This is a genomic window from Pedobacter sp. 01T416_2 (genome assembly GCF_056398925.1).
This window is the reverse complement of the sequence record NZ_JBFTQI010000130.1, coordinates 1-9,849: the sequence shown is the minus strand read 5'-3', so window position 1 is coordinate 9,849 and position 9,849 is coordinate 1. Positions and strand designations below refer to the sequence as shown.

The window sequence follows — 9,849 nt, the reverse complement described above, 5'->3', positions numbered from 1 at the left end:
TTCTTTGTCAGAGGCAACAAAGTTCCAGTAAATGAAACGCTCTTCAGGAAAGGGTTCGCCTCCGAAAATATAAACCGTGGTGTTTTCGTGCATGGTAAATTCGCATAGTTTGGCGTCGTTGGCAATTAAAATTAAACGCGGCTCAAAAATATTCCCCTCGCTTTCAATCGCACCCTCTAAAATATAAAGTGCACTTTCGCCAAACAGGTAATCGCCAATGTTTAGCTTTTGCTGCTTGGTACTTTTTAATTCTAAAAAATATAGCGGACTGTATACCGGAACCGGAGATTTATAGCCAAAAGCTTCTCCTGCGATTAATTTAAAACTTACACCATCTTCTGTCCAGCTTGGAATATCTGCCCCTTCTACATGGCAAAACTCCGGTTCCATTTGTTCCAAATCTTTGGGTAAGGCTACCCAGATCTGTAAGCCGTGGAGCATTTTATCGGTATGGCGAAGATGTTCGGGGGTTCTTTCCGAATGTACAATGCCGCTGCCCGAAGTCATCCAGTTTACCTGCCCGGGTTTARTTACAATATCCGAACCTAAACTGTCTTTATGTGTAATTTCACCTTCAAATAAAAAAGTTAAGGTAGATAAACCGATATGTGGATGAGGTGGAACGTCGAGATTTTCGTGATCGCTCATTGCAGCAGGGCCCATATGGTCGATAAAAGAAAAAGGCCCAACCATACGTTTCTCTCTGAAAGGCAGTAACCTGCCAACCATAAAATTGCCAATATTTGCTGGTCTTTCTTCGATAATGAGTTTAATATTCGACATGGATAATCAATTTTTTGATGACGTGAATTTAAGGAAAAAAATCCTAAGGCAGATTGGTTTGGTAATATCTGGTGCCATGAAAAAGGCTTAGTTTGTTTTTTGGAAATCAATTGCAGAAGCTTTTGGGTTATTGTAGTCCCGCTCCCGCTTCTGCCAATTTGAAGAAAATCGGCATCTCGCTTTGATCGGGTTTAGGTGGCAACGGCATTGCTACTGTCAGAAGTGAARTAAACCCGACCGACAGCGTTATCCCGACTTTTTCAGTCGGATTAAGCAAAGGGCGGGGCTGGTGAAACCGAAGTAATACAGGTACTGCTTTTCAAATGATCAAGAAAATTTCCGTGCCCTTTGTGCTTCCGTGGCAGAAAAATTATTTCTAAACTCATCATGTTAACAGCTGACGGAGCGGGTAGATCTCTCCATTTCACTGCGTTTCATCCGATAGCTATCGGATCGAGATGACGATGCCTCCTTATCAAAAAAGCATCCCTTTCGAGATGCCTTTCTAAACTTAAAAAGAAAAAATATGGTGTTTATACCAATTCCATTAAAGCTTCTTTGCTAAAGCCTTTCAATTCTTCTGTAAGGTTGTTTTTAATTTTCTCAACCCAGTTCGGATCTGCTAAAAGCGGACGGCCAACGGCTACTAAATCGAAATCGCCGCGGTCCATTCTGCGCACCAGTTCATCCAATGAGCTCGGCTGTGAACTCTGGCCTGCGAAAGCGCCAAAGAAATCGCCATCCAAACCAACTGAGCCCACTGAGATCGTAGCTTTTCCGGTTACTTTTTTAGCCCAACCTGCAAAATTTAAGTCAGAACCTTCAAATTCAGGCTCCCAGAAACGGCGTTGCGAACAATGAAAAATATCAATTCCGGCTTCGGCCAATGGCGTTAACCACTGTTCCATTTCCTGCTCGTTTTTGGCCAGTTTAAAATCGTAGGCAGCAGGTTTAAATTGTGATAAGCGGATAATCAGCGCGAAATCTTCCCCAACCCTTTTACGTACTTCTTTAATTACTTCAACACCAAAACGAGTACGTTCAGCTAAGGTTTTACCGCCATAAATATCGGTACGGTTGTTTGTGCCATCCCAAAAAAACTGATCGATCAGGTATTGGTGCGCGCCATGTATTTCAACAGTGTCAAAACCGAGCGCTTTGGCATCTACTGCCGCCTGGCCAAAAGCCGCAATGGTATCCGCAATGGCTGYATCAGTCATCGGTACACCGTTTTCGAAACCTGGTTTGTTTAAGCTTGATGGACCTTCGAAGGGTGTGCTTGGTAACCAGCCTGATGCATGGTTATCCATAATGCCCTGGTGCCAGATCTGCGGTCCCATTTTACCACCGGCCTGGTGTACACTTTTAATTACGTTTTCCCAACCTGCCAAAGCTTCGGTACCGTAAAAATGTGGAATGTTAGGATCGGCAGAAGAAGATGGACGGTTAATTACGGTTCCTTCTGATAAAATTAAACCTACTTCACCAGCCGCTCTTTTTGCATAATAGCCAGCAACATCGGCTGTTGGCACGCCACCTGGAGAAAATGACCTCGTCATTGGGGCCATTACTATTCTGTTTTTGATATTTAATGTTTTAAGGCTAAAAGGCCTAAATAAACTATCTGTGTTCATATGTTTCTAAATTATAATTCGGTATTGATGATTTCGCTTAATTTTTCTAAGCCTTCTTTATTGCGTTTGTAATAAGTCCATTGGCCTAAGCGCGTTGAACTGATTAAATCGGCGCGCTGTAAAATAGACAGGTATTCGGAAATGGTACTTTGTGATAAACCACTTTTAAGCTGAATCTGCCCAACGCAAACACCTACATTTTCAAAATCGGCATTGGGCTGTTCTGGAAAATGTAGCTCAGGCGCTTTTAACCAGCCTAAAATCTGTAAACGTGTTTTGTTCGAAAGGGCTTTGAATATTTCTACTTGATCCATGGTACAAATGTATATCGACTTTTCCCGATATACCAATTAAAAGAATAAAGTTTACAATTGGATGTAAAACATGCCAATGGATAAAAATGAAATATGGTGCGCGCTGAAAAGATTCTTCGTTGCACTATTACTGACAGATTGTAATATGAGAGATTTTAAAGAACGGTCGTCATTCCCGCGCAGGCGGGAATCTTAATGCAACATACAAATCCTACCAAGGCATTACGATTATTCATAATTTTTCCTTTTTTCAGAGGTATTCATGAGCACTCCGTGGTTCCCAATCAAGTTGGGAATGACGTATCGCGCTGTGATTGGTCGCTGGATTTTTTGATAAAGACCTCTTAGAATAAGAATTGCAGATCAATATTTTCTCTGCTCCCGTGGCTAATAATTAAAAAARAGATAAACGATAAAATAGCCGAAAAAAAAGTCAAAAAAGAACGGGGATAAATCATACCGACCTATCCCCGTCATCTAAATTAACGCTCTCATATATATAAACAACCAAAAAGGTGATTTATTATATTTGACGTAAAATATTTTTTTATTTTTTTGCTGCCGGCTTTTTTGCTGCTGCTTTTGCTTTCTTTTCAACTACCGGAGCCTCTTCGATTGCTTCCGCTTTTTTCTTTGCAGGCGCCTTAGCTTTTTTAACTTCTACAGTTGGTTCTTCAATTGCTTCAGCTTTCTTTTTAGCAGGTGCTTTTGCTTTTTTAACCTCAGCAGGTACTTCTTCAGCTACGGCTTCTTTCTTCTTAGCCGGAGCTTTCGCTTTTTTAACTTCGGTAACCGGAGCTTCAACAACAGGTTCTTCTTTAACCTCTACTGCTTTCGGCGCATGATCTTGTTGAAGATAGTTTGCCAGGATCTGTCGTAAATATACCTCTGGTTTTGGCATGTTGATGATGGTTCCAGGTTCTTTATCCTGAGATTGTTTAATGTAAGCCGATTTAATTTTGCCCCAATCTTTAGAGTAAAGTCTGATAAACATCTCTACGAATTGTTCGTCTGTATATTTTTTAGGCAACCTACCCAGCACTGCCTGAATTTTTTCTTCTTTTTTATGTAATACCGCCATCGATTTTATTTTGTACAAAGATAGCCGAATTTTATCATTATCAGTTTTTTGCTTTTTTGAGCAAAATGGGTGGTCTAGTAGATCAAATTTGGCGGCCTAAAGTGAGGTCGCCATTTCAGCTTCAACCAACTCGCTTTTTCTGTTTTTAACCAACCGTTCGCGATGTTTTAATCCCCAATCCCTTAGTTCATCAATTACTCTTTCAAGCGATTCACTATAAGGGGTAAGCTCGTAAGTTACGGTAACCGGAGTGGTAGAAAATACTTTCCGGATCACAAATTCATTTAATTCTAAATCTTTAAGTTCTTTCGACAGTATTTTGGGTGTAATTTCTCCAAGTGATTTTTGGATCTCATTAAAACGCAGTGGTCCTTCTTGCAGAGAAATAATCAAAGGAAGTTTCCACTTGCCATTTAACACATAGAGTGCGTCTTTTACCGCATTTAAACTTGCCGTACAGGTTTCTTTATTACGGTGTTCTTTTCTTGGTCCCATAATACAAAGGTATAAGCTTTCGTAAAGGATAGCACTATCCTTTGGGATACTAGTATCTTTTAGATAGTAAAACTATCCAGATTTGACAGCAGTATAACAAACGGCTACTTTTTCCATCCTTTCTGCATCTTTTTATAAGCCTTTTTACTAATTTTTGATTTCTTCTTAGACCTCGATTTCCCTTTCTTCTTTCGGGCATTAATATTGTTTACCAATGAATTTTTAACACCGAGCTTATTCTTTTTTCCTTTTTTCTTTTCTTTCGCCATAACCCAAGTATTTACTAATTAATTAACAGCAGATTGTACTTAAAAGTTCTGATAAACCAATTGAGCTTTTTAACAAAGTAAATTGAGCCTTAAAGCAAAGCTTCACCTCGATTATCAACCTACCTTTGATTCTATAAAATTTAGAAAAATGAAAAAAGTTTGGTTTATAACAGGTAGTTCCCGTGGATTGGGACGTGACCTAACAGCACAAGTATTGGCAAAAGGCGACTTGGTTGCGGCAACAGCAAGAAATACAGCAGCTTTAAAAGAACTTGTAGAAAAATATCCTGATCAGATTTTTCCGATCACTTTAGATGTTACCGATTACGATCAGGTGTATCTGGCAGTAGAATCGGCTGTAGCCCATTTTGGTAAAATAGATGTTTTGGTTAACAATGCGGGTTTTGGTATTGTTGGTGCAGCAGAAGCTTTTACCGAAGAACAGGTGCGCAGTCAGTTGGAAACAAATTTATATGCACCGATCGAAATCACGAGAGCTGTATTGCCATTTATGCGCAAACAACGTTCGGGCAGAATTCTTCAAATCAGCTCGATAGGTGGGCGAGTAGGTAATGCCGGGGTGAGTATTTATCAGGCTGCAAAGTTTGGGTTGAGCGGCTTTAGTGAATCCCTGGCAAAAGAAGTAGTGGATTTAGGGATTTATGTAACCTGTGTAGAACCTGGCGGTTTTCGTACCGATTGGGCTGGTGCCTCAATGTCATATGCACCTCGCGTTGAAGGGTACGAATCTACTGTAGAAAAGCGCTCAGATTTTTTCCAAAGTGGTAACTTTATACCGATGGGCGATCCGCAAAAAGCAGCGAAAGCCATGTTGGCACTGGTAGAGCACCCTGAGCCACCCGTACACCTGGTATTTGGAAGTGAAGCCATTGGAATGCTTAAACATGCTGATGTTACCAGAACTGCCGAAATGGAGAAATGGATGGACGTAAGTTTATCAACCGATCATGATGAGGCTGAGAATTTTTTGGCAACTGACCTGGGTAAATCTTTTACAAAGAAATAATTGGTTGCATCGTCATTTCTAGCGGAGTGCAGCGCAGTCGAGAAATTTATTAAAGATCCATCCATATTTGGCGGTACGTCATTCCCAACCCGATAGCTATCGGGTTGATTGGGAACCACGGAGTGCTCATGAATGCCTCTGAAAAAAGGAAAACTTATGAATAATCTTAATGCCATTACCAAGGCTTATTTGCATTAAGATCCCCGTCTGCACGGGGATGACGATGTCTCGCCATAAATCTATAAATTTGATCAAGATGTCAAATCAAGAGAAACGCCCAAATATCCTGTATTCGTGTTATGCCCAGAAAAGTRGTGAGGGCGAACAGTTTATTCCCAATCATTCGCTGGGATTGGTTATTGCTGGTACATCTGAAATTTTTATCGGAGGAGAGAAATTTGTGTTTTCGGATGGTGATTTTCGTTTTTTCAGGCGAAATCAATTGGCCCGGTATACCAAATACCCGCCAGCAGGAGGAGAGTTTAAGTCGATTAGCATTAACATCGACCAGGATATTCTGCATAGCATCAGCAACGAATATGATCTGCATACGCAAAAGCCGAATCAGGATATTAAAGGTCTGGTGTTAGATGCCAACAGCCTTTTGAAGAATTATATCGATTCGATATGGCCATATTTAGACGGAAATAACGCGTTTAATCAGGCTTTGATCGATTTAAAAGTTAAAGAAGCAGTAATGATTTTATTGCAGACCAACCCAATATTAAAAGATGTGCTTTTCGATTTTTCGGAACCTGGAAAAATTGATCTGGAAGCCTATATGAATGCCAATTATAAATTCAATGTAGATATTAACCGTTTTGCTTATTTAACGGGAAGAAGTTTGGCCACATTTAAAAGGGATTTTGAGAAGATCTTTAACCTTTCTCCCAATCGCTGGCTGCAGAAAAAGCGCTTGAATGATGCCTATTATCTCCTGACCGAAAAAGGCTGGAAATCATCAGATGTTTATCTCGAAGTTGGTTTTAAAGACCTGTCGCATTTCTCTTTCGCCTTTAAAAAAGCTTATGGCATGGCGCCATCCAGGGTAGGTGTTTAATTTATGCTGCTTTCAAAATATAAAAGAGGTTGTATCATAAAGGTGATTTCACCTCAGATGCTGTCATGTTGATCTTGTCGAAACACTTTAAGGAGTAATTTAAAAGGTCCTTCGACAAGCTCAGGATGACAAATCTATATTTATGATACAACCTCTTTAAAATTTTAATTTCGTTATTAAACCTTTTTTGGAGGAAGATCAAAGGCTATTGCCTCATGCTCAAAATGGCCGTTATGTGCACCATCGCAAAAAGGCTTGTTTTTTGATAAACCACAACGGCAGATCGAAAGTACTTCTCTGCCCTGTAAGCCATATGTGTTCCCGTTTCTATCTACAATTTCGAAATCGCCCTCAATTTTAACAGAGCCGTTATTGTTAATGGTAAGTTTTGTTTTAGACATGTATGTGTTAGTTTAGTGCAAAACTAAAGCATTGAAGTGGTAATTTCTGAACGGTTTTCTATTTAGAAACATTCTCTTCTTGGACTAAGCCTCTTTTTTAATGACGTAGGCAATCATGTCTGTCCTGATCTCGAAAGCCAATTTATGATAAAGTTTAATGGCGGCTTCATTATCATTTCTAACATGTAAAAACGGTATTTCCGAACGGAGCAATATTCTTTTAATCTGTTCTTGTAAAATCTTAAAAGCATAACCTTTGCCTAAATGATCGGGGTGAGTACAAACCGCACTTACTTCACGGTAAGGGCTGGGATGGAACCGGTGTCCGGCCATAGCTGCCAATTTCCCATCAACAAATATGCCTGTGTAATTACTAAGCTCGATGGTTTTGGCCAAAAATGGTCCTGGTTTGGTCAGCTCTACCAGGTCGATCATTTCTGTAACGTGTTCCAGACTAAGGTCTGTTATTCCAGTTGCCTCTGCAGTTGGTGTTTCTTTGCCGCGAAAAACAAATTGAAACATATCGATATGGGTTAGCAATTTCCACTTCTTAGGTATTTCGACCGGTGTTTTGGAGAAAAATACGAAAAGGCTTTCTGCAGGACTGATTTGATAAAGCGTGTCTAGATTCTCCTGCGAATTATCTTTTAAGCCGGCAAATGCGGTGATATCTTCGATATAATATTTTACCTCTTCAAGGCCTTTTGCAATATGGCYATGTCCGGATGTTAAGGCATAATAAATTGGATTATCCAATACGTGTTCCATCCCGCAAAGATATTAAATGCTAAATCAGACGAGGTAATTTTTACACAGATTAGCTAAAATCATTATTGGTTTAAAAAAGTTTCCACCAGATGTGCTGTAATCTCAATTGTTTTGTTGCTTACATCCGGGTTCAGGTTTTCACCAATCATAGCGCCATGCATACCAGGTAAAATAACCAGTTGCGCATTTGCAATCAATCTCGACATTTTAACCACATGTTCGGGCTTGATCACATCTTTATCTGCCACCATTAAAAGCGTATCGGCGGTAATTCCCTTCAGATCGTCATCGCTGAGGTCGACAAAATCGAGCATGCGCTGTTTGTCCTTTTCGAACATCGTTTGCAGCGCGTTTTGATCTGGGTTTACTGCTAAAAAAGCTGTTTTAAGCGGTTCGGGCATATGGTCGATGGTTGCATCTCCAAAGCCATTATAAAAGCCATCAATTAAACCTTCCCGTTGGTAATTGGCCGAAATGACAATGATTTTATTCACCACAGCCGGATGGTGTGCTGCAATATGTAAGGTTGTTGTTCCGCCGTTGCTGAAGCCTAGAAAATTGGCTTTCGTTATTTTTAGCTGATTTAATAAAGTGGTCACGTCTTTTGCATCCTGCTCAAAAGATTCTGCCTGGTCACGGTCGCTGGTACGTCCATGAGCCTGAAGCTCAACAGCTATAACCCGACCGGATTTTGCCAAAAAAGTAATAAGTCTGCCGAATGAAGATTGAATGGTGGAACCGCCGCCATGTATCAATACCAACGGAATTTCTCCCTCCCCGTAAATTTCATAATACATGTTAATGCCATTTATCTTTTCATGTCCTGCTTTTTTATATGTTGCCATCGGTCTCGGTTTAAAATTTGCTATACAAATCTAAATAAGCTATCTGAAAATAAGGTGCCAATAACAGACAAATTTAGGGTGGTTTGCGCCATTCGGAATATTAGAGCCTGTTTAAATTTGATACAATTATTTTACTTATCTAACATTTTTGTCACCCTGAGGGGAGTCGATTGCTTTTAATGTATCGAAAAACGGGTCTTCGACTACACTACCATTGACAGCCCAAATAGAAAGATCGTCATTGCGAGGCACGAAGATAACCGAACGGAGTGAGCTCATGAATGCCGTTAAAAACAACTGCGAAAATGAATAATCTTAAAGCGCTCGCTACTAGCGATAGTTGTAAGATTGCTTCGTCGGCTGAAAAAGCCTTCTCGCAATGACGATAATCTGAGGAGATTTAATTTTTTAAATTCTCCTGTCATTAATATTGATTTTTATAAAATAAATTATCCCTCAGACTGACATACTAATAATTTATAATTAAATTAAACAGGCTCTTATTTTTTAAGCTTTTTTACTTTTTTGATATAGGCGCCCAGAAATTGATCGATACCTGTTGCGGCATATCCTAATAGCCTGGAGTTTTCGCCCAGCTCGGAAGAAACTATCGTTGTTTTTTCTCTGATTTGGGTCATGCAATAAGTGTTTATTGCCTGTTGCATGGGTAATGTGATGTATTGTTTGGCCCCGGCAATTTTGCCGCTTAAAATAATCAGTTCGGGGTTGAATAACTGGATCAGAACAGCTATTCCTTTGCCCATGTGAGTGCCAACATTGGAGAGCAGCTGAATAGCGTATTGATCACCTTTATTGGCTGCCTTAATAATCAGGGCGGGCTCAATTCTTTCCAGTTCTTCGTTCGAGAGATTAGTGAGCATAGAGTTTTTGCCCAATAAAATACCTTCTTTTGCCATTTCTGACAGTGCGTTTCCAGACGCAACGGTCTCGAGGCAGCCGTGTTTTCCACAGTAACAGAGTGCGCCATTCTCTACAAAAGGCATATGGCCCAATTCGCCAGAGAAACCGCAGTTACCTTGCCTCAATTTTCCGTCCATTATAATGCCTAAACCCACACCCCAATCCATTAACAATACGAGTACATTCTTTTTGCCCTTAGCCATTCCGTGGGTAAATTCTGCCATTGATGAGCCATTCACATCGTTTTGGAT

At 40.1% G+C, this 9,849-nt stretch carries 12 protein-coding genes; 2 read left to right on the top strand and 10 right to left on the bottom strand.

Annotation, left to right across the window (positions count from 1 at the left end; all coding sequences use genetic code 11):
* From AC1DPQ_RS07920 to AC1DPQ_RS07895, 6 genes are all read right to left on the bottom strand, one after another.
* A partial coding sequence (locus tag AC1DPQ_RS07920) for a pirin family protein (RefSeq protein ID WP_477608699.1) occupies window positions 1–783 on the bottom strand: 783 nt, incomplete at its 3' end.
* Window positions 784–1,316: 533 nt separating this feature from the next.
* Entirely contained in the window at window positions 1,317–2,417 is a 1,101-nt protein-coding gene (locus AC1DPQ_RS07915; RefSeq protein WP_477608697.1) for an NADH:flavin oxidoreductase, read from the bottom strand.
* 11 nt (window positions 2,418–2,428) lie between these two features.
* On the bottom strand, window positions 2,429–2,731 hold the full coding sequence (locus tag AC1DPQ_RS07910) for an ArsR/SmtB family transcription factor (protein WP_029276735.1): 303 nt from the start codon (window positions 2,729–2,731) through the stop codon (window positions 2,429–2,431).
* Window positions 2,732–3,278: 547 nt separating this feature from the next.
* Entirely contained in the window at window positions 3,279–3,812 is a 534-nt protein-coding gene (locus tag AC1DPQ_RS07905) for a hypothetical protein (RefSeq protein ID WP_477578363.1), read from the bottom strand.
* Window positions 3,813–3,908: 96 nt separating this feature from the next.
* Window positions 3,909–4,307 carry a winged helix-turn-helix transcriptional regulator gene (locus tag AC1DPQ_RS07900; protein ID WP_477578361.1) on the bottom strand — a complete coding sequence of 133 codons (399 nt, stop codon included), beginning with the start codon at window positions 4,305–4,307 and terminating at the stop codon, window positions 3,909–3,911.
* 104 nt (window positions 4,308–4,411) lie between these two features.
* The gene (locus AC1DPQ_RS07895; protein WP_477578360.1) at window positions 4,412–4,576 is read right to left on the bottom strand and encodes a hypothetical protein; all 165 of its coding nucleotides are present in this window, start codon (window positions 4,574–4,576) and stop codon (window positions 4,412–4,414) included.
* 148 nt (window positions 4,577–4,724) lie between these two features.
* On the opposite strand from AC1DPQ_RS07895, the gene AC1DPQ_RS07890 reads away from it, so the two are divergent.
* Together AC1DPQ_RS07890 and AC1DPQ_RS07885 are read left to right on the top strand one after the other, a co-directional pair.
* Window positions 4,725–5,603, top strand: a complete 879-nt coding sequence (locus tag AC1DPQ_RS07890) for an oxidoreductase (protein ID WP_477578358.1) — start codon at window positions 4,725–4,727, stop codon at window positions 5,601–5,603.
* A 256-nt stretch (window positions 5,604–5,859) separates the two neighbouring features.
* Window positions 5,860–6,663 (top strand): helix-turn-helix domain-containing protein, encoded by an 804-nt coding sequence (locus AC1DPQ_RS07885; RefSeq protein ID WP_477608695.1) that lies wholly within the window; start codon window positions 5,860–5,862, stop codon window positions 6,661–6,663.
* Window positions 6,664–6,839: 176 nt separating this feature from the next.
* Here the strand turns inward: AC1DPQ_RS07885 and AC1DPQ_RS07880 are convergent, their stop codons facing one another.
* The 4 genes from AC1DPQ_RS07880 to AC1DPQ_RS07865 all read right to left on the bottom strand — a co-directional run.
* A complete protein-coding gene (locus tag AC1DPQ_RS07880; RefSeq protein WP_086548824.1) occupies window positions 6,840–7,064 on the bottom strand; it encodes a CDGSH iron-sulfur domain-containing protein in 225 nt (74 codons plus the stop codon).
* Window positions 7,065–7,148: 84 nt separating this feature from the next.
* On the bottom strand, window positions 7,149–7,832 hold the full coding sequence (locus AC1DPQ_RS07875; protein WP_477608693.1) for a GNAT family N-acetyltransferase: 684 nt from the start codon (window positions 7,830–7,832) through the stop codon (window positions 7,149–7,151).
* Between the two features lie 62 nt (window positions 7,833–7,894).
* Window positions 7,895–8,677 (bottom strand): alpha/beta fold hydrolase, encoded by a 783-nt coding sequence (locus AC1DPQ_RS07870; protein WP_477608691.1) that lies wholly within the window; start codon window positions 8,675–8,677, stop codon window positions 7,895–7,897.
* A gap of 500 nt (window positions 8,678–9,177) precedes the next feature.
* On the bottom strand, window positions 9,178–9,849 hold a 672-nt coding region (locus AC1DPQ_RS07865; protein ID WP_477608689.1), incomplete at its 5' end, for an ROK family protein.